Genomic DNA, 18767 nt, shown 5'->3' with positions numbered 1-18767 from the left:
CTCCGGGAATTGAAACCGGCTACGCAGCAGTCCAGCCCCCATCCATCGAGAGGTTGGCGCCCGTCATCTGAGCGGCGTCGTCGCTGCACAGGAACAGCGCGAGGGAGGCAACCTGCTCGACCGTGACGAACTCCTTGGTCGGCTGGGCGGCGAGCAGGACATCGTTGATGACCTCATCCCTCCGCATGCGACGGGCTGCCATCGTGTTCGGAATTTGCTTCTCGACGAGCGGCGTCCAGACGTAACCGGGGCTGATGCAGTTGCACGTAATTTTCGAGCGGGCGAGCTCCAGCGCCACCGTCTTGGTGAGGCCCGCGATGCCGTGCTTCGCTGCGACATAGGCGGATTTGAATGGGGAGGCGACCATCGAATGGGCCGATGCCGTGTTGATGATGCGACCCCAACCGCGCTTCTTCATGCCTGGCACCACCGCGCGGATGGCATGGAAGGCGGCAGACAGATTGATGGCGATGACCGCATCCCATTTCTCGGCGGTAAAGTCCTCGATCGGCGAAACGTGCTGGATGCCGGCGTTGTTCACGAGAATGTCGACGCTGCCGAAGCTCGCCTCTCCGAGCGCGATGAGCGCGGCGATCTCGCTCGGCTTCGTCATATCCGCAGGCGAATAGATCGCCTCGACTGCGAAGTCGCGCTTGATCGCAGCGCGCGCCGTCTCGATATCGGCTGGGACGCCCATGCCATTGATCACCACGTTGGCACCGGCGCCGGCGAAGGCTCGCGCGCACGCGAGACCAATGCCGCTGGTCGAGCCGGTGACAACTGCCGTCTTACCGTTCAGAATTCCCATCTCGTACACTTTCCTTATAAATGCGAACAATTGTCGCCGCGCCGCTGATCGCGATGCGGATTTGAAGTCAAAAGACCAGAGCTCGCTCGCCGGCTCGAATCGAGCCGCGCGTCGGCTGTTGTAGATAGTCGTGCACCACCGTCCCGAGGCCGAGCGTGAGGTCGGCGAGGATGTGGACGGCGGAGATGATTTCGAGTACCGGCAGTTCGGCAACCGGCGCCAAGGCGTGCGGCGTCAGGGCCAGGGCTGCCGGTCCGGTCCATGCACCTTTCAGCACGATGTCCTCGAGACGATATTGAACGAGTTCGCAGATCCGTGGGTTGCCGTCCACGTGCGGGATAATCTTGAGCAGGAAGTTCGGCTCGTTAAGCGCAGCCTTGATCTTGGTCAGATCGGCCTCGCGGTGCTTGTAGCCCATCGTCCCCGTCGCGACGCGCAGCGGGCCGTAATCCAGTGTGCCGATCAGCGTATCGATCTCGGTTCTCAAGGTCGGCTGTGCAAGCTTCTTCGGAAAGCCCCATAGCTCGCGGCCGCCCGCAATAGGTCCCTCGTCATTGAGGAACATGCAGTGTGTGTAGCCTCCCTTGCGTCCGCGAAAGGAGACGGGAATGACCTGACCGCTTTCCGTGTAGTCGCCAAAGCCATTGGAATCGGGCATGCGGATGAACTCGTATTTGACGAGAGCCTCTCGTTCGTCGACCTCCAACGGCTCCGGCACCACGGCCCGCAGCTTGGCTGGATCGGTACGATAGGTGATGATCAGGTATTCGCGATCGACGAACCGATAGGGCCCGGGAGGATAGGCCGGGCTCGTCAGCGGCATGGCAAAGGCTCGTCGTTTCACGTCAGCCTCACGCATAAGCGTTCTCCTTGTCGTCAGGGTGACCGCTACTCGCGGCCGTCGTGTTCGAGATCGAAAGTGAAGACCCCGTCGGGGCTCGAAGGCCGGGTAAGCACCTCGGGATGGCGTAGGGTGCGCAATGCATCGTGGTAGCCGGCCTGCCAATGGTCTTGCATGGATAGCCGCGAGAACTCGTAGTCCTTGGAGTGGCCCTCGTGATTGCGCGCACGATAGATCAGATGGACGATGTTGTAGACGTTGCGGGAGACCGCCGTGCTGAGTAGCTTCACGTCCTCGTGCTGGCTGAGATCGTCGGGCAGCCGGCTGAGCAGATCGGTGAGTGCGCGCCGCAGGCGCTGCACATGCTTGAACTGGTCCGTGCTGGCGCGCGTGCGGCTCGAATACTGGATTTCCTTATGCCGCGTGACGACCTCAGCCATGTTGCGGGGAAGTTGACCGCGCGCACTCCAGAGGTCGACCTGAAATGCAAGCATGTCCTGCGGGGCATCCGATTCGATCACCCATTGCAGCGGCGTATTGGAGACGAGACCGCCGTCCCAATAGTGCTCGCCCTCAATCTCCACCGCGGGAAAGCCCGGCGGCAGCGCGCCGCTGGCCATGATGTGCTCCGGCCGGATCGTATGGGTCGTGTTGTCGAAATAGACGAAATTTCCGGTTCGGACGTTGACCGCGCCGGCGCTGAAGCGCGTCAACCCGGCATTGATACGATCGAAGTCGACCAGGCGCTCTAGCGTGATCTTGAGCGCGCGTGTGTCATAGATGCTGGTCGCATCGCTGGCTCCGCCAGGCTGCAGCCAGGGCAGGACGGGGCGGGCGGAGAAAAATCCTGTGGCGCCACAGGTGGCCGCCAGACCGGCGCTCATCTGGTTGATGAGGTTGCGCGTATTGTCGCTCCGCGTCCAGTCCAGGAAAGGATTGCCGGACCAATCCCAGGGCGCGGTCGAGGTCACCTGGGTCCAGAAATCGCGCAGGCGGTCGACACGAGACTCGGGCGGATTGCCGGCGATAATGGCGGCATTGATGGCTCCGATCGAAATGCCGGCGACCCAGTCGGGATGAATGCTGGCTTCGGCCAAAGCTTCGTACACGCCCGCCTGGTAGGCGCCGAGCGCACCGCCCCCTTGCAACAGCAGCGCGATGCAGTCGAAGGGAAGCTGCCGTTGTGCGGATGAGAGTTGTGATCGAGGCTGGAAGTTCATGGCGAGTGTGCTCTTTGATTGCTGATGAACATGTTCGTGTTAATCGCGGCTCGTGCCTTGCTTTCCGACGTTGGGCGGCTCGAGCAGCACTTCCTTCAGATGATCGCCGGCGGCGACGACGATCACGAAATTGAGCTTGCCGTCCTGTCGGATCAGTCCGCCGGCCAGCGCGCTGCCGGCCGCAGCCCTCTCGGCGACCTGCACCGCGTCCGACAATTCCTGCTTGATCCACTTCAGGGCAAGCATCTTGGCGAGGTCTTCCCGATCGAGCTCCTTCAGCGACGACGTCAGCTCCTTGCCGGTGACGTTTCCGGTGTTGGCATCGATGGCGTTTTCCCACACGTGTTCGTTTCGGATGGTACGGACGCGGTAGAGGGGTGCGTTGTCGACCTCGAAGCTGATGTCGGCGGTCTTCGAGCCGTCATGCAGGTGCTCCGCGATTGCCATGGCACGGCTGAGCGGGACGCGTATGGTGCGGAATTCAGAGAGCACGCGGCGGATAGCGACGTCCTCGGTCTCGCTTTGCGCGCTCGCGCTGCGGCTGTCCGTCTCGGTGGAATTTTGGACGTCCGCCACGGCGCCGGTGGCGGCGAGCGTGGCGGACCACATGATCAGGGCGAACAAATGCTGTCTGGACATCGGATCAGTCTCGGTCTGGCTGGTCGCCTGCAACGGGTGAGTGGGCGACGACGATCTCCTTGTCGGAGGGCGCGGGCAGCGACTGATTGGTATCGATTACCACGCGCTCCGGTGGCTTGACGTCGGAGTGGATGCGGATCGGAGGCCGCGCAGGATCCGGCTCGGAAAAGCGACCCGACAATTGCGCCGGCAGCGACCAGTTCGCCAACCAAAGCAAGCAGACCAGCATTCCACCCACCGACAGGAAGTAGCCGCGCAACGGAAGGGCGCTATCGATCGGCTGCCTCGCGCGCATGAACATTGCGGATCGTCGGCTCATGGCGCCTCGCTCCCGGCAACGAAATGAATCCGTCTCATCATCAGATACTCCAGGGGCGCGGGTGCCGGCGGGCGAGCTCGGCGTCGAGATAGCCGCGCTCGTCGAGCCACTCCGCCGGACAATAGGCGCCAGCTTTCGGATGGATCATGAATCCGTCGCGCTCGAGCGCCGTCCGTGTTCCGGTGACGCCGGTCCACAGGGTCTCTCCGCTGGACGGATTCACTTCCATTACGTCAAAGACTTCGACGAAGTTCAGCATGTCAGGATACTCGTCGTCGCCTCACGCCGCCTGCGACAGGCGGTCGAATTCCTCAAGCGCAAAGCCTCTGCGGGCGAGCTCGGACTCGATCATGTCGAACACGCATTCGACCCGCGCGATCCAGACGTTGACCCAGTAGATGATGCAGTTACGGGCGATCAGCAGGGCGGGCGTCATGCGATCGTCCTCCGCTCCAGCCGGACTGGGCTGGGCCGGCGTTCGCTGAGCGCATGAGCCCAGGCCATCATCGCGATCGTGATCCCCAGCAGCAGGCTCAAGGCCACGAGGCACAGGGCGACGACGACATTCAGCGTTGCGACAGCGAGCCCGGATATCGGGTTTTCGCGCATCAAGGCGAACAGCAGGCTTGACATTCCGCGCCTCCTTAATAAAATACACCGTATAGTTCATATAAATCATGCGCCGTGACCGAAGTCAAGACGAAGGCCTCACAAGCGCGTGTGCGGATCGGGCGGTCAGCGTCCGCCAGCAAACCAGAGTTTCACGCAGAGAAAGGAACGGACATGACGAGATTGATGGCGGCGCTGTTCGCAGCGGTCGTGGTGGCGTTTGGCAGCACAGCTGCATCCGCGCAGGAAAACCAGGGCACAGCAGAGCAGAGGGCTGCGTGTACGCCCGACGCCTTTCGTCTGTGCAGTGCCTACATTCCCGATCCGTCGGGAGTCGAAGCCTGTTTGCGACAGCGCAAATCGGACCTGAGCAAAGCGTGCAAGGCGGTGTTCGAGCAGGCCAGCACCGGATCCGTGCGGAACCGATAAGGCGCGACGTCGCGGCGGGCGCCACCTGCGCAGTTCCGTCCTGATGCCTCCGCACCGTGACCGGCGAAAGGAAAGATCGATGACCACGATGTATATCCCGGCCCTTGCCGCCTTCGGCGGCTCCGCGTTCGGAGCGGTCTCGACTATCATGAGTGGATGGTTCAGCCGCCGCCGAAAACTTCGAGAGCGTCATCACGCCCGCTCGTTCGAAAAGCGCGAACGATTGTACAAGAGCTTTATCGAGGAGGCTTCGCGGCTGTATGCCGACGCGCTCGTCAGCGACAGGGTGGAAATCCCGCAACTCGTCGGTCTCCATACGCTTGTCGGTCGCATGCGGATCCTATCCAGTGACGACGTCGTTCACGCCGCCGAGCGGACCGGTCGGCTGATCATCGAGACTTATCTGTCGCCAAACCGGTCGTTCGTCGACCTCCCGGACTTCATCGAGGAGATGGATCCCTTGCGCGATTTCGGCGAAGCCTGCCGCAGCGAGTTGCTTAACCTTCCGGCGCGGTGAGAACATGAAGCGAGAACATGCTCCTCACCTTGGAAGGCACGCAGATGTCCGGGACAGAATCGTCCAGGCCGCGGTCGAGCTTTATTGCGAGATCGGTCACAACAAGACCACTGTGGCGGATGTTGCGCGGCGCCTGTCGATGTCCTCAGCCAATATCTATCGCTTCTTTCCGTCAAAGCGCGCGATCGAGGAAGCCGTCGTTGAACGCCTCCTCGACGAAATGGTCGGCGCGGCAGCCGATGCGGCGCGCGGCGGTGGGCCGGCGCTGGGGCGCATCGCCGCAGTCCTCAAGGCGATGGCCGATTGCAATGAATCCCGGCCGGCGAAGCACCGAAGGCTCCAGGATCTGGTGGCCCTGGCCGTTCGTCAGAACTGGCCCGTCGTTCTCGTTTACAGCGATAGGCTCAGAGGACTGGTGCGGCCGATGATCGGTGCCGGGCAAGCACGTGGTGAAGTGCAGGGCGGCAGCCCGATGGCGCTGACCTGCTGCCTGCTTGATGCCATGGACATCCATCTCAATCCCTCGCGAATGGGCGCTGCGACGCTGCGGCCGAGCTTCGAGGAGATGTCGAAATTTTGTATGGGCGCCCTGAGCCGCATGCCATCGCGGCAGCCGGTCGAGATGACATCGCAGGTGCATTTGAAGGCCGCCGGCTGACGCTGACGCCTCCAGCCCAATCGCCCAGGGGGGGCAGGCCGCGATGCGCCTATGACCAGTCCGTCTCGCACGCCGCCAGGAAAAAGCCCACGCGCTCGCGCACGAAGCCGGGAAGCTCCTTCTTCAGGTCCTTCGGTGTTTCGCCGACGAGCGACCGGAACAGCATCGGCAGCAGGATCAGGTCGAGGAAGATCTGGGCAGTGGCGCGGCTTCGTTTGGCGCTGAACGGCCCCCTTGCAGTGCGGGCAAGCTTTTGCGTGGCTTCGTCCAGCAGCTGCGACACCGCGTTCACGGAGCGATCGCGCGCAGCGTCGTGGACGTTGCGGCTCAGTTCGGGGAACCGCTGCGATTCCGCGATCGTCGCGCGCACCATGCCCAGTGACTCCTCGATAACCCTGTCGACGATGGCTGTGCCGAGGCTCATCAACTTGTCCTCGATGGTGCGGCCTTCAGGCGAGAAACCCTCGAAGTCAGTCAAGCCGTCGATGGTGCGGGCCACCACCGCCGCGAACAGCGCTTCCTTGCCAGGGAAGTGGGCATAGATCGTCGGCTTGCTCGCCGGCGCGAGCTCGGAAATGTCGTCGATGCTGGCGCTGCGAAAGCCCTTCTCCAGAAACAGCTGCTGAGCTGCATCGAGAATGCGCGCCTGCGCGTCGCCGGCCAGATCCTTGGGCGGTCTACCTCGCTTCGTCTTCTTCATTCTTGCCTCCGAGTTCACGAGTCTGTGCGTTTCGCTTTCCCGCTTGACACGGTCCGCCAAGAAAGGCAAGAAAAAGAAAATATACGGTATAGTTTATTAAGTGCCTGGCAGGGCCTGGCGAGAGCTCCGGACGAATCTGGACCGCAAAGGTGGGGTGTTCGGCCCCGATCGTTCGAGCCAAATGAGGAGAATGTCGTGACTCCGTTGAACCGAGAACCACCCGGCTTGCAGGAAGGCACGTTGCTGCGCGAGCTGCATCACAGGGTCACCAATGGCGTCGCCTTCGCCATCGACCTGGTCTCTGCCGCGGCCATCCGCGTCGAGGGGACAGAAGCCAAGGGCGCCCTCAGCGATGTCGTCGAGCTGCTGCATGGCTATGCCGACGTGCACCGAGCGCTGTCCATGCCCACGGGCGACACGCTGATCCACGCCGGGACCTACATTCGCAAACTGGGCTGTGGCATGCGCCGGGCGCTTCTGGACCGGATGAACATCCAACTGGCATTCGCGACGCAGTCTCTCGCGCTTCAGCCGGAGCGCTGCTGGCACCTTGGGCTGATCGTCCATGAACTCGTGATGCACGCGGCAAGGCACGCATATTTCGACGCGCGGTCCGGGCAAATCAGGATCAAGCTGACGCGCACGGGCGCGCTGGCGAACTGCGTGATCCTGGACAACGGCTCGCGTCCCGAGAGGGAGACTTCCGACCGCGAATTGCGAATTGCCAGGGATATCGCGCGGGCGCTCGGCGGCCGGATCGAGCAGGGTTTCGGCGCCGACTTCACCTCGATTGTCCTCTCGTTCCCGCTGACCGAGCGCGAACGGGGCGCAAACTGGTCGATCGCAACGCGCCAGATGAGGGCTCCGCGCCGCACGAGAGCCACCGCTTCAAACGAAGCGGCGCTCACGGCAAGCGCAGCGGCCAATCAACGCGGGCCCACCGCCGAGACCGGTCCCTTCGCGGGACTCCTGCGCCAGCAAGAACGCGAAATGGTCGTCCCCCGCCAATCCGCCGATGCGCTTGGCGGGCTGTTGTCACCCTCCCATCGTGTGGACGCGCCATGACAAATCAACCTTCCGACCCGGTTCGAACGCCACATGTGGGGAAGGCCTTCGCCACAGCGGCCGTGCTTGCGAGCATGGTGTTGTCCGGCTGCAACGATCACGCGGCGCAGACGACCACACGGGCGACGCTGGTCCGGACCACGGTCGTGCAGCCACGCGACCGGCAAGCCGCCATCACGTTGACTGGCGAGGTTCAGGCGCGCTTCCGCGCCGATCTTTCGTTCCGTGTGAGCGGACGTGTGATCGCTCGCACCGTGGACGTCGGTGCTCACGTCAACAAGGGCGCAGTCCTCGCCCGGCTCGATCCCGCCGAGCAACAGGCCGATGTCGACGCTGCGACCGCGGCAGTAGCCTCCGCCGAAGCCCAGCTGCGCGTGGCGAAGGCTACGTTCGAGCGGCAGAAGGCGCTGATAGCAAGCGGCTTCACCACCCGGACCGTTTATGACCAGGCCCAGGAGGGCCTGCGAACGGCGGAGGGCGTGCTGGAAGCTGCCCGGGCGCAGCTCGGCACCTCGCAGGATGCGCTCGGCTATACCGTGCTTCGCGCCGAAGCCGACGGCGTCGTGACCGCGCGAAATCTCGAGGTCGGCCAGGTCGTGCCGGCCGCGCAACCCGTGTTCTCGCTCGCGCAGGACGGAGAGCGTGATGCCGTCTTCGAGGTCTATGAATCCGCCTTCCTTGGCCAGACCGACAGCCGCCGCGTCACCCTGGCGCTGGTCTCCGATCCCGGCGTGACTGCAACGGGCGAGGTGGGAGAGATTTCACCTGTTATCGATGCGAAGAGCTCCACGATCCGCGTCAAGGTGTCCATCGAAAATCCGCCCGCCGCGATGACGCTGGGCAGCGCCGTCGCCGGAACGGTCAAGGCGAAGCCTCAGAGCGAGATCGCCCTGCCGTGGAGCGCACTGATGGCTGCGGGCAGGAAAGCCGCCGTCTGGACCGTCGATCCCAGGACGCAGACGGCCTCGCTGAAGCCGGTCACGGTCGGCGCCTATGAGGCCGGACAGGTACTGATCAAGGCAGGCCTCGAGCCCGGCGAGCGCGTCGTTGTCGAAGGCGGCAAGCTTTTGAGTGTCGGCCAGTCGGTCGCTGAGGAAGGAGGCCGGTCATGAAGCGACAGGTCATGATGATTGCCGGCACGCTCGCGGCGGCCTCGTTGCTGACAGGGTGCCAGCAGGAGGCGAACGCGCCGGAGCCGGTGCGCCCTGTGCTCTCACTGGTGGCCAAGCCGAACAGCGGTGACAGCACGATTGCCGTGGGCGTCGTCGAGCCGCGCTACAAGACCAACCTTGGCTTTCGCGTGCTCGGACGGCTGACTTCGCGTCCGGTCGACGTTGGCGACATCGTCAGCAAAGGCCAAATCATCGGCACGATCGATCCCACTGCACTCGATCTCTCCGTTCGCGCGGCCAAAGCCCAGCTTGCGAAGGCCGAGGCGCAGCTTGCGACGGCCAAGGCGACGGAGGCGCGGCAACGGACGCTGATCACCAGCGACGCGACCACGAAACAGACACTCGACAATGCCGAGCAGGCGCGCGCCGGTGCCGAAGCGAGCGTCGCGCAGGAGCAGGCGAGCCTGACCAAGGCAATCGAGCAACTCGGCTATGCCCAGATCAAGGCGGATTTCGGCGGCGTCGTCACCGCCGTTGGCGCGGAAGTGGGCCAGGTGGTTTCGCCCGGCCAAACCGTGGTGACGGTTGCGCGGCCGGACATTCGCGAGGCGGTCGTCGATATCGGGGAGGATCTGCCTGTGCCGCTCGAAGTTGGTCTGCCGTTCACCGTCAGCCTGCAGCTCCTTCCCGCTGTTCAGGTCGAGGGCAGGGTCCGTGAAGTCGCGCCGCAAGCGGACGCACTGACGCGGCTGCGACGTATCCGGATTGCGCTCGACAATCCGCCCGAGGGCTTCCGTCTCGGCGCGACCGTCACGGCAAAGCTCGGCAAGGACCAGGGCGAGGTCTTGCGCCTGCCCGCATCAGCGGTGCTCGCCAAGGACGGCGCCAATTTCGTCTGGGTGGTCGATCAAGCCGCCGGCACCGTCTCGCTGCAAAAGATCGATGGCGTCGCCGAACCGGCGGGCATCCGCGTCACCAGCGGGCTTGCCGCAGGCGCCCGCGTCGTCACCGCCGGAATTCACAGCCTCAAGCCCGGACAGCACGTCCGCATCGAACAGGATCAAGAGCCATGAAGTCGTTCAACCTCTCCGACTGGGCGCTCGGCCATCGCTCGCTCGTCTGGTATTTCATGATCGCCTTCATGGCGGCCGGCCTGTTTGCCTATCTTCAGCTGGGGCGACAGGAGGACCCTGACTTCACCATCAAGACCATGGTGATCGGGGCGCAGTGGCCGGGGGCTTCGCCCGAGGAGATGACGCGTCAGGTCACCGACCGGATCGAGAAGAAGCTCGAGGAGCTCGAATCGCTCGACTACACCAAGAGCGTGACGGTCGCGGGCCAGACCACCGTCTTCGTCTACTTGCGCGATTCAACCAAGGCGGCCGACGTCAAGCCGACCTGGCTGCGCGTCCGCAACATGATCGCTGACATCAAGGGCGATTTCCCGCAAGGCGTGATCGGACCCGGCTTCAACGATCGCTTCGGCGACGTCTTCGGCAACGTCTATGCCTTCACCAGCGACGGCCTCAGCCAGCGGCAGCTCCGCGATCAGGTCGAGGATATCAGGGCCAAGGTGCTCACGGTGCCCGATGTCGGCAAGGTCGATATTCTCGGCGCGCAGGACGAGGTCATCTACCTCGAATTCTCCACCCGCAAGGTCGCGGCCCTCGGCCTCGACGTTCACGCCATCATGAACTCGCTCCAGGGCCAGAACGCGGTGGCGCCCTCCGGCGTGTTCCAGGAAGGGCCGGAGCGGATCAGCGTTCGCGTCAACGGTCAGTTCACCTCGGAAGCCAGCCTGAAGGCGGTCAATCTGCGCATCAACGACCGCTTCTTCCCGCTGACCGATGTTGCGACCATCACGCGCGGCTACGCCGATCCGCCGTCGACCCTGTTCCGATACAACGGTCAGCCCGCCATCGCGCTCGCGATCGGCATGAAGTCCGGTGCCAATCTGCTCCAGTTCGGCGAGGCGCTGAAGAAGGAGATGAGCGGAATCATCGCCGACCTGCCGATCGGCGTTGGCGTCCACCTCGTTGCCGACCAGCCCGTCGTTGTCGAACATGCCGTTTCCGGCTTCACCGAAGCGCTGTTCGAGGCCGTGATCATAGTGCTCGGCATCAGCTTCCTGAGCCTCGGCATGCGGGCGGGCCTCGTGGTGGCCATTGCCATTCCGCTCGTGCTTGCGATCACCTTCGTCGTGATGGCCTATTGCGGCATCTCGCTGCAACGCATTTCGCTGGGAGCCCTGATCATCGCGCTCGGCCTCTTGGTCGACGATGCCATGATCGCGGTCGAAATGATGGTGGCGCGGCTGGAGATCGGCGACCCCCTCGAGAAGGCGGCGACCCACGTCTATACCTCAACGGCGTTCCCGATGCTGACGGGAACGCTGGTCACCGTGGCCGGCTTCATCCCGATCGGGCTCAACAGCAGCAATGCCGGCGAGTTCACCTTCACGCTGTTCGTGGTGATCGCGGTGTCGTTGATCGTCTCGTGGATCGTCGCCGTCTTGTTCACGCCGCTGCTCGGCGTCACCATTCTGCCCGCGAAGATGAAGGGACATCACGAGCAGAAGGGCCGCGTCGCGCAGATGTTCGCGCGCCTCCTGCTGTTCTGCATGCATCATCGCTGGAGCACCGTCGCCGTGACCGCCGGCGCCTTCCTGCTCGCCTTGTTCGGCTTGCAGTTCGTGCAGCAGCAGTTCTTCCCCTCCTCCGACCGTGCCGAGCTCGTGATCGACTGGAACCTGCCGCAGAATGCTTCGATCACCGAGACCAACACTCAGATGGCGCGCTTCGAGCGCGAGCAGCTGCAAGGCAACGATTCGGTCGAGCACTGGTCCACCTATGTCGGCACCGGCGCGCCGCGCTTCGTGCTGTCGTTCGACGTGCAGACCGCCAACACCTGGTTCGGCCAGCAAGTGATCGTGACCAAGGGCGGCATCGCCGCACGCGACAAGCTCAAGTCGCAGTTCGAGGATTACTTGCGGAAGACGTTCCCGGGCACCGACACCTACGTCAAGCTGCTCGAGGTCGGCCCTCCCGTCGGACGTCCGGTGCAATACCGCCTGAGCGGCCCCGACATCGCCAAAGTCCGTGACCTCTCGCAGAAGCTTGCCGCCGTCATCCGCAGCAGTCCTGATCTCGGCAACGTGGTGTTCGACTGGATGGAGCCGGCGCGCGTCGTCAAGGTCGATGTGCTCCAGGACAAGGCGCGCCAGCTCGGCGTGACCTCGGAAGACATCGCCACCACCCTGAACTCGGTGCTTCAGGGCTCGGCGATCACACAGGTGCGCGACAGCATTTATCTCGTCAACGTCACGGGACGTGCGACCGCGCCGGAGCGCGCCTCGATCGACACGTTGCGTGACCTGCAACTGACCGGGCTCGGCGGCAAATCGGTGCCGCTCGGGGCCGTCGCCAATCTGCGCTACGAGCTGGAGCAGCCCACGATCTGGCGCCGCGCCAGGATCCCGACGATCACCCTGAAGGCCGCCGTGGTCGGCAACGTTCAGCCCAAGACGGTGGTCGACCAGCTCGCGCCGAAGGTGGCGGAATTTGCCAAGCAGTTGCCCGCGGGCTACGCGATTAAGATCGGTGGCTCGGTGGAGGAGAGCGCCAAGAGCCAGGGGCCGATCATCGCGGTGGTACCGCTGATGCTGTTCGTCATGGCCACTGTGCTGATGGTGCAGCTGCAGAGCTTCTCGCGCCTGTTCCTGGTGTTCGCGGTCGCTCCCCTCGCGCTGATCGGCGTCGTCATGGCGATGCTGCCAAGCGGCGCGCCGCTGGGTTTCGTCGCCATTCTCGGCGTGCTGGCCCTGATCGGCATCCTGGTCCGCAACTCCGTGATCCTGATCGTGCAGATCGAGGATCTCAAAAAGGAGGGCAGACCCGCCTGGGATGCGGTGGTGGAAGCAACCGAGCATCGCATGCGGCCCATCCTGCTCACAGCCGCCGCCGCGAGCCTCGCGCTGATTCCGATCGCGCGCGAGATTTTCTGGGGCCCGATGGCCTATGCCATGATGGGCGGCATCATCGTCGGCACGCTGCTGACGCTGCTGTTCCTGCCGGCGCTGTATGTCGCCTGGTTCAGAATTCATCCTGATTGTAGCGATGGACACGCTGCGCAAGAGACCAGCGCTCCGGAGTCCGCATCGGTTGAACCGACGCCGGCGCACGACGTGCCGGAGCTCGCTCTCGAATCGCAGCATTAGCTGCGCTCCGGTTAGCTATGCGTCGGTTTCACAAATTATGGAAGGCAGACATGACCAAGATTATCGCATCAAGTTCCATCGCAGCGGCGGCGCTGGCTGCTGCAACGTTCTGGGGCACTGCAGAGCCAGCAATCGCAAACAACTATGAGTACTGTCGCGTGGACTACGCGTTGATCACGACGCGGATCTGCAGCTTCGATACCATGGAGCAGTGTCTTGCTACGATTTCCGGACGCGGTGGAAGCTGCACGCGCGATCCATTCTACGAGACCGAGTCTTTTGCGTACGCTCCGAAAAGCACCGGCCGTCGACACAAGCACAGGCAAGCCAGCAGAAGTTGATGGCTTCAAGCATGTGAATGACACGAATGGTCATGCCGAGATGCGTTGCTCCAGCAGTTACTTCAAAACTCACCTCTCGGACCCGAAGAGATCACGCGGCTTTCCACCGCTTATAAGCAGGCCCTCCGCACGATTGGCGTACAGGATCGAAACGATCCCCTCACCGAATTGATAGCCAGGAAGATCATTGAGATCGGGCAGACCGGCCTCAAGGACCCCGTCAAGATCTGCGTCCGAGCCATCGAGGAATTGCGCCTGTCCAACGGACAGCTTTGAGCCAGCAGGTCGTTTGTTCGTCCAGTAGAGCGCAACTTGGACCGAATGTCGGTATCGGTGGTTGCGCCTGCCCGCAACAAGTTGGCAAATAACCTCAGCAGTCCGAAGGACTTGCTGGGGTTATTTTTTTGCCGAATTCGTACAAACGTGTGCAATTTCGGTTAGTTTGGAGTGCGTACGTTGGCTTTTTCTGTGGCTCCGATGATGGATTGGACCGAGAGTTTTAAGTCTTTCAATCGGTTAGAAGGCCTTGTGTGAACGACGTGCATACCGGGAGATAAATCTGTAGCGTCCGACATCAATTGATTGAAGTGGGAGGAACGGTTCATCGCGCCGTAAGTGCGTAGCGCGAGAAGGTGCGCTCCCGAGAAAGGCACAAAGTGCTTGAGACCAGCACCGAGTGATCTTCGCCGGTGGTGGTGCGCCGTGCGATCTGCGCCGACCTGCAATCGGCTGCGCCCGGCTTGATCTGGATCAAGCCTCCGAAGCGAGCGGCCCCCCAGCTACTCTGCAGCGTACGTCCGTCGATCAGAGGGCAACGGCCTTGAAGACGCTTCGCCAGCTTCTGTCCGCAGAGGACATTGTCCAGTTTGTGATTCGGCTCGGCCTGCTCGGGCTGCTGATCCTGTGGACCTTCATCGTGATCCGCCCCTTCGTGCCGATCTTGTGCTGGAGCGCAGTGCTGGCAGTGGCGTTTCATCCCGTCTTCGCCTGGCTCGCCGGACGCCTCGGCGGCCGTCCCCGGACGGCCTCGGCCGTTCTCACCCTGGTCACGCTGGGCATTGTCATCGGTCCCGCCGCCTGGCTGGGCCTGAGTGCCGTTGAAGGGATTCGCGACCTTGCGGGCCAGATCGGCAGCGGCGATCTCGTACTTCAGGCGGCGCCGGAGCAGGTCAGGAATTGGCCGTTGATCGGTCCTCAGCTCTACGCGATCTGGAACGAGGCCTACACGAACATCCGCGCGGCGTTGCGCGAGGTGGCACCGTACTTGAAGCCGCTTGCCGGGATGATGTTGTCGTTTGCCGGTAACACCGGAATTGGCATGCTGCAATTCCTGCTCTCGGTGATCGTCGCGGGCTTTCTGCTTCCGCACGGCGCGCAGCTTGTTGCCGCGCTCCGCGGCTTCCTGTTGCGCATCGTGCCCGACCAAAGCGAGCAGTTCCTCGAGCTCGCCGGCGCCACCATACGCGCGGTCTCACAGGGCGTCATCGGTGTCGCCATCGTGCAGGCCCTGCTGGCGGGCATTGGTTTTAAGCTCGCTGGCATCGCAAGTGCGGGGCTGCTCGCCATCATCGTGCTCTTGCTATCGATCGTTCAGATCGGCGGGGCTATCGTTCTTCTTCCCGTGATTATCTGGATATGGATGGACAAGGACGTGACCGTAGCCCTGCTCCTGACCATTTATCTCGTCGTCGTTGGTCTTCTCGACAACATTCTGAAGCCGCTTCTCATGGGGCGAGGCTTGACCACGCCGACGCTCGTGATCCTGATCGGGGTCATTGGTGGCACGCTCGCGCATGGGATCATCGGCCTGTTCATTGGGCCGATTATCCTGTCGGTGGCTTGGGAACTTGCCACGGCATGGATGGGGATTGACCGCGCTGCGTCAGCGCGGGTTGATCAGGCGATGATTGTGGCAAAAGAAGGCGTCGAGGCACGGGTGACCTAGATCAACCGTCAACTGCGGCGATTGACGCGACATCACTGCCGTCCATGCGTGCCGCGTCGTCGATCATAAGGGGCTGAGGCCATCGAAATGAGGTTTGATTCACTCCGATGATGCTCCAATTCCTTGTCGGCACGTTGGTCAGCTTGATCAATACCGGGATCCACGCGCTTGTGACAGTGGTTGCAGTGGCCGTTGCCCGCAGTGCCGTCCCGCGCCATACCATTTGGCCGAGGCTGCACCTCATGAGCGTCATGATCGCGATTGCCGTCGTGTTGAAGTTCGCCCACATGCTCGAAATTCTGGTGTGGGCGGCGACCTATCTCGTCGTCGGGGTCGCTGCCGCCGACGGCGACGTGCTCTACTTTGCTTTCGTCAACTACACCACGCTTGGCTACGGCGATATCACGCCGGTGCGCGAATGGCGGCTGATCGGCCCGTTGACCGCCATGAATGGTGTGCTTCTGTTCGGCTGGTCCGCCGCCATTCTGTTCGAAGTCTTGCTCAAGACGCTCGAACATCTCGGGCTCGCGGAAACACCTGGCCCGCGTCTACCACGCAACTGATGCTGTCGCCTCCGTCAAGCGCGACCATGTGGATGGTGAAAAGCGGCCTTTCGCCGGTTCACGCCTGCAGATCGAGGCTGGCGAGCCGGTGTCGGTCGAGCAGCATGATCTGGCGTTGGGTGTTGCCGACAAAGCCGAGAACGCCGAGTTCATGGAGCCGCGACAGAGCGCGCGAGACGGTCTCCAGCGTCAGGCCGAGATAATCGGCGATGTCGCGCCGCGACATTGGAAGCGCCATGACGCCGGCGGCTGTCAGGCGCTTGTCCATTTCGATCAGGAATGCGGCGACGCGCTCCAGGGAGGTCTTGCGGCCGAGGAGCAGCATGTGGTCTTCCGCATGCTGGAGGTTGCTCGTGGTCATGCTGAGCAGGTTTCTGGCTACCATGGCATCGCTCTCGGCCACGGTTTCAAGGCTTTGTCGCTTGATCAGCCGCACCGTTGTGTCGACGATCGCTTCGGTCGTGAACCGGTGCTCGCAGCCGTTCTCAAGCCCGAAAATGTCACCAACGAGGTGAAATGCCCCGATCTGCCTGCGGCCATCCGACAGCAGCTTGTAACTTCGTACCGCGCCGGACTTGACCTGGTAAACATACTCGGCCGGCTCTTTCTCGCCGTAAATCTCAGATCCCTTGCGGTAGGAGAATTCGCTTAAATTGACCAGCGCATTTGAATGGCCGGTCATGCCGAGGTCGCGGAGGGTGTTGGGGCGCAGGGCGGAATCCGTTGTGATGCGAACAAACATAGGCCAACTCCTCAGCTTGTCGCCGAATTGGTCGGTCGGATGAAAATATCTCAGCCGGAAATGCGCCGCGCTATCCCACTCCCGCCACGGTTGATTTTCGATCAAGTTGGTAGTTCAATCCATTGTCCCAAGGTGCATTGTACCAAAGGACAGCACTGGCGATTGCTGCGCGGGATGAGAAGCTTGCCGCGATGAAAGGTGCGGCATATTGCGAAGCAGACTTTCCCATTTTCGAACGTGAAATGATTTTGAGAATGAGAGCGCCGTTCGAGCGCTGCCTATCAATAGTTCGGTAACAGGTAAAAGGTGCCAGGCCTCGTTCACGTTGTTGACGACGACAAGTCCTTTCGGACCGCGATTGAGCGCCGGCTGAAGCTCGCGGGATATGAGGTCGTGACCTATGCCTCGGCACTGGAACTCCTGGATTCGGCGCCGGATGACGAGCAGGCGGGTTGTATCCTGCTCGACGTCCGGATCCCGGGGCTGAGCGGTCCGGACCTGCAGGCCCGCTTGATCGCGTCCGGTTCGATGCTGCCCATCATCTTCCTGACGGGTCATGCCGACACGCCAACCACCGTCCGCGCGATCAAGGCGGGTGCGGAAGACTTCCTGACCAAACCGATTTCCTCCGAGCAGCTGCTCGACGCGATCGAGCGCGCGTTGGCCCGCCAGAAAATGGCCCGCGCCGAACGCAGCAGGCTTGATGCGTTTCGGGGTCATCTCGCCACGCTGACGCAGCGCGAGCGGCAGGTGTTTGATCTCATCGTGCGCGGCCGGATCAACAAGCAGATTGCACGTGAACTCGGAACCACCGAACGCACAGTGAAGGCGCACCGCCATCAAGTGATGGAGAAGATGCAGGTTCATTCGCTGGCGGAACTCGTTTCGATTGCAGAGCGACTCGGAATACTCGACCCGAACGACCAGTAGCCGCATCGTCACAGCGGTGCGGTTCCCGTTGTGACTGCCCCAAAGGATAATGCTGAGGCCATGTCCGCCCGGAAATGCGGAGCAATCGTATCCAGTATCCCACCCTCGTAATAGTTTCGAATCTTAGGGAAAGGCAGATCTCCTTGCCTTTACGCGAGTCCATCTTTGTCGTCGACGACGATGCGTCCATGCGCGCCAGCATGGACGGACTTCTGCGAGGACACGGTTTCGACACCACGCTGTTCGACACTGCGAGTGCCTTGCTCGAACATGGCAAGTTCTACACCGCGATTTGCATCATTCTCGACATCAATCTTGGCGCAAAGTCCGGCCTCGAGCTGCGGCGAAGACTGGCTGAGAAAGGCGTCATCGCGCCCGTAATCTATGTAACCGGTAATGATTGCGTTGCGAACCGTGCCGCTGCGCTTGCGTCCGGCTGAATTGCCTACTTGATCAAACCCTTTGCGGCGCAGTCGTTGATCGAATCCGTCGAGCGCGCCCGTATTTCGTAACTCCACTCTGGTCATCATTCGTCGATATACTGCTCGAGCGTTCTGGTTGGTGCACCTTTGTGGACGGAGCCGAATTGCGCCAACGGAATCGAAGTCGTAACGGCAAGAAGATTCGAATCGATGAGTTCGAGCACAAGCGCCTTTCCGGTTTCCATCTCTTTGATAACTTGGGGCGCCGCTACGTCGGCGGCGACGCATAGATTGGTGAGACACCAAGTATAGGGCACGCGGAAGGCGTCGCCATGGTCGACGCTCAATTTCGGCGGCTGTTGCAAGTACATCCCCACAGGTACGAAAATTTGCAGGCGGGCCGTGGGAGCGTCCTCCCGCTCGATCAGATCGAGGCGCACGGCCGTCTGTCCGGTTGCGAATTGGCCGGTGATCGAGGTTCGGCACAGGGTGGACGCACCGCCGGCCTTGAAGCAGAGTTTCTGCCAGTCGCCATAGCGGATATCCTTTGCTTCGCGCTGGCCGCGCGTTGCGACCTCGGCAGGCCTGTCGGCTCGCGATGCCTCCGGCGCGGCCAGGGTTGAGCTTGTGGCGGTCCCGACTGCAATCATCAACAGCCCAGAGAGGCAATCAAGAGGGCGAGGCATCGTCG

24 protein-coding genes are annotated in these 18767 nt (G+C 62.4%); 13 read left to right on the top strand and 11 right to left on the bottom strand.

Translation table 11 applies throughout. The features are described from left to right. Positions 1-19 precede the first annotated feature (19 nt). From EAV90_RS22545 to EAV90_RS22515, 8 genes are all read right to left on the bottom strand, one after another. Entirely contained in the window at positions 20-808 is a 789-nt protein-coding gene (locus EAV90_RS22545; protein ID WP_122401701.1) for a 3-hydroxybutyrate dehydrogenase, read from the bottom strand. Between the two features lie 67 nt (positions 809-875). Continuing rightward, positions 876-1667, bottom strand: a complete 792-nt coding sequence (locus EAV90_RS22540) for an acetoacetate decarboxylase (protein WP_122401702.1) — start codon at positions 1665-1667, stop codon at positions 876-878. Between the two features lie 29 nt (positions 1668-1696). Then, a complete protein-coding gene (locus EAV90_RS22535; RefSeq protein WP_122401703.1) occupies positions 1697-2869 on the bottom strand; it encodes a DUF3734 domain-containing protein in 1173 nt (390 codons plus the stop codon). 39 nt (positions 2870-2908) lie between these two features. After that, a complete protein-coding gene (locus EAV90_RS22530; RefSeq protein WP_122406475.1) occupies positions 2909-3508 on the bottom strand; it encodes a PepSY domain-containing protein in 600 nt (199 codons plus the stop codon). 4 nt (positions 3509-3512) lie between these two features. Beyond that, a complete protein-coding gene (locus tag EAV90_RS22525) occupies positions 3513-3827 on the bottom strand; it encodes a hypothetical protein (RefSeq protein WP_129144686.1) in 315 nt (104 codons plus the stop codon). A 40-nt stretch (positions 3828-3867) separates the two neighbouring features. Further along, entirely contained in the window at positions 3868-4086 is a 219-nt protein-coding gene (locus EAV90_RS22520; RefSeq protein ID WP_129144685.1) for a hypothetical protein, read from the bottom strand. Between the two features lie 21 nt (positions 4087-4107). Next, positions 4108-4263, bottom strand: coding sequence for a hypothetical protein (locus tag EAV90_RS39610; protein ID WP_164937056.1), 156 nt, complete (start codon positions 4261-4263; stop codon positions 4108-4110). Beyond that, on the bottom strand, positions 4260-4460 hold the full coding sequence (locus EAV90_RS22515) for a hypothetical protein (protein ID WP_122401706.1): 201 nt from the start codon (positions 4458-4460) through the stop codon (positions 4260-4262). The genes EAV90_RS39610 and EAV90_RS22515 overlap by 4 nt, the downstream gene beginning before the upstream one ends. Positions 4461-4610: 150 nt before the next feature. Between EAV90_RS22515 and EAV90_RS22510 the strand changes: the two genes are divergently transcribed. The 3 genes from EAV90_RS22510 to EAV90_RS22500 all read left to right on the top strand — a co-directional run bounded on the left by EAV90_RS22510 (position 4611) and on the right by EAV90_RS22500 (position 6040). Beyond that, positions 4611-4865 carry a hypothetical protein gene (locus EAV90_RS22510; RefSeq protein WP_129144684.1) on the top strand — a complete coding sequence of 85 codons (255 nt, stop codon included), beginning with the start codon at positions 4611-4613 and terminating at the stop codon, positions 4863-4865. A gap of 79 nt (positions 4866-4944) precedes the next feature. Then, the gene (locus EAV90_RS22505) at positions 4945-5382 is read left to right on the top strand and encodes a hypothetical protein (protein WP_122401707.1); all 438 of its coding nucleotides are present in this window, start codon (positions 4945-4947) and stop codon (positions 5380-5382) included. Between the two features lie 4 nt (positions 5383-5386). Further along, a complete protein-coding gene (locus EAV90_RS22500) occupies positions 5387-6040 on the top strand; it encodes a TetR/AcrR family transcriptional regulator (RefSeq protein WP_129144683.1) in 654 nt (217 codons plus the stop codon). A 49-nt stretch (positions 6041-6089) separates the two neighbouring features. Here EAV90_RS22500 and EAV90_RS22495 read toward each other — a convergent pair whose 3' ends face one another. Then, positions 6090-6740, bottom strand: a complete 651-nt coding sequence (locus EAV90_RS22495) for a TetR/AcrR family transcriptional regulator (RefSeq protein ID WP_122401709.1) — start codon at positions 6738-6740, stop codon at positions 6090-6092. Positions 6741-6935: 195 nt separating this feature from the next. Between EAV90_RS22495 and EAV90_RS22490 the strand changes: the two genes are divergently transcribed. The 8 genes from EAV90_RS22490 to EAV90_RS22455 all read left to right on the top strand — a co-directional run bounded on the left by EAV90_RS22490 (position 6936) and on the right by EAV90_RS22455 (position 15982). Beyond that, positions 6936-7805 carry an ATP-binding protein gene (locus tag EAV90_RS22490; RefSeq protein ID WP_244607923.1) on the top strand — a complete coding sequence of 290 codons (870 nt, stop codon included), beginning with the start codon at positions 6936-6938 and terminating at the stop codon, positions 7803-7805. Then, positions 7802-8917: an efflux RND transporter periplasmic adaptor subunit gene (locus EAV90_RS22485; protein ID WP_122401711.1), complete on the top strand. Its 1116-nt coding sequence runs from the start codon at positions 7802-7804 to the stop codon at positions 8915-8917. The genes EAV90_RS22490 and EAV90_RS22485 overlap by 4 nt, the downstream gene beginning before the upstream one ends. Beyond that, positions 8914-9990 (top strand): efflux RND transporter periplasmic adaptor subunit, encoded by a 1077-nt coding sequence (locus EAV90_RS22480; RefSeq protein WP_129144682.1) that lies wholly within the window; start codon positions 8914-8916, stop codon positions 9988-9990. Before EAV90_RS22485 ends, EAV90_RS22480 begins: the two co-directional genes overlap by 4 nt. Continuing rightward, positions 9987-13133: an efflux RND transporter permease subunit gene (locus EAV90_RS22475; RefSeq protein WP_129144681.1), complete on the top strand. Its 3147-nt coding sequence runs from the start codon at positions 9987-9989 to the stop codon at positions 13131-13133. Before EAV90_RS22480 ends, EAV90_RS22475 begins: the two co-directional genes overlap by 4 nt. 50 nt (positions 13134-13183) lie before the next feature. Next, positions 13184-13474, top strand: a complete 291-nt coding sequence (locus tag EAV90_RS22470) for a DUF3551 domain-containing protein (protein WP_129144680.1) — start codon at positions 13184-13186, stop codon at positions 13472-13474. Positions 13475-13519: 45 nt separating this feature from the next. After that, complete coding sequence (locus EAV90_RS22465; RefSeq protein ID WP_122401714.1) at positions 13520-13750, top strand: hypothetical protein; 231 nt, start codon at positions 13520-13522, stop codon at positions 13748-13750. 544 nt (positions 13751-14294) lie between these two features. After that, entirely contained in the window at positions 14295-15419 is a 1125-nt protein-coding gene (locus tag EAV90_RS22460; RefSeq protein WP_122401715.1) for an AI-2E family transporter, read from the top strand. A gap of 242 nt (positions 15420-15661) precedes the next feature. Next, on the top strand, positions 15662-15982 hold the full coding sequence (locus tag EAV90_RS22455) for a potassium channel family protein (protein WP_312016196.1): 321 nt from the start codon (positions 15662-15664) through the stop codon (positions 15980-15982). A 58-nt stretch (positions 15983-16040) separates the two neighbouring features. Here the strand turns inward: EAV90_RS22455 and EAV90_RS22450 are convergent, their stop codons facing one another. Further along, entirely contained in the window at positions 16041-16724 is a 684-nt protein-coding gene (locus EAV90_RS22450) for a helix-turn-helix domain-containing protein (RefSeq protein WP_122406478.1), read from the bottom strand. Positions 16725-17030: 306 nt separating this feature from the next. On the opposite strand from EAV90_RS22450, the gene EAV90_RS22445 reads away from it, so the two are divergent. After that, complete coding sequence (locus EAV90_RS22445) at positions 17031-17654, top strand: response regulator transcription factor (protein WP_129144679.1); 624 nt, start codon at positions 17031-17033, stop codon at positions 17652-17654. 74 nt (positions 17655-17728) lie between these two features. Next, complete coding sequence (locus tag EAV90_RS22440; RefSeq protein WP_347338812.1) at positions 17729-18094, top strand: response regulator; 366 nt, start codon at positions 17729-17731, stop codon at positions 18092-18094. Between the two features lie 86 nt (positions 18095-18180). Here the strand turns inward: EAV90_RS22440 and EAV90_RS22435 are convergent, their stop codons facing one another. Then, positions 18181-18762, bottom strand: coding sequence for an invasion associated locus B family protein (locus EAV90_RS22435; protein WP_122401718.1), 582 nt, complete (start codon positions 18760-18762; stop codon positions 18181-18183). Positions 18763-18767: the final 5 nt, after the last annotated feature.

It is taken from the genome of Bradyrhizobium vignae (assembly GCF_004114425.1).
Classification (GTDB): Bacteria; Pseudomonadota; Alphaproteobacteria; order Rhizobiales; family Xanthobacteraceae; genus Bradyrhizobium; species Bradyrhizobium vignae.
The sequence above is the reverse complement of the archived record's forward strand: the minus strand, read 5'-3'. Positions and strand labels throughout refer to the sequence as shown.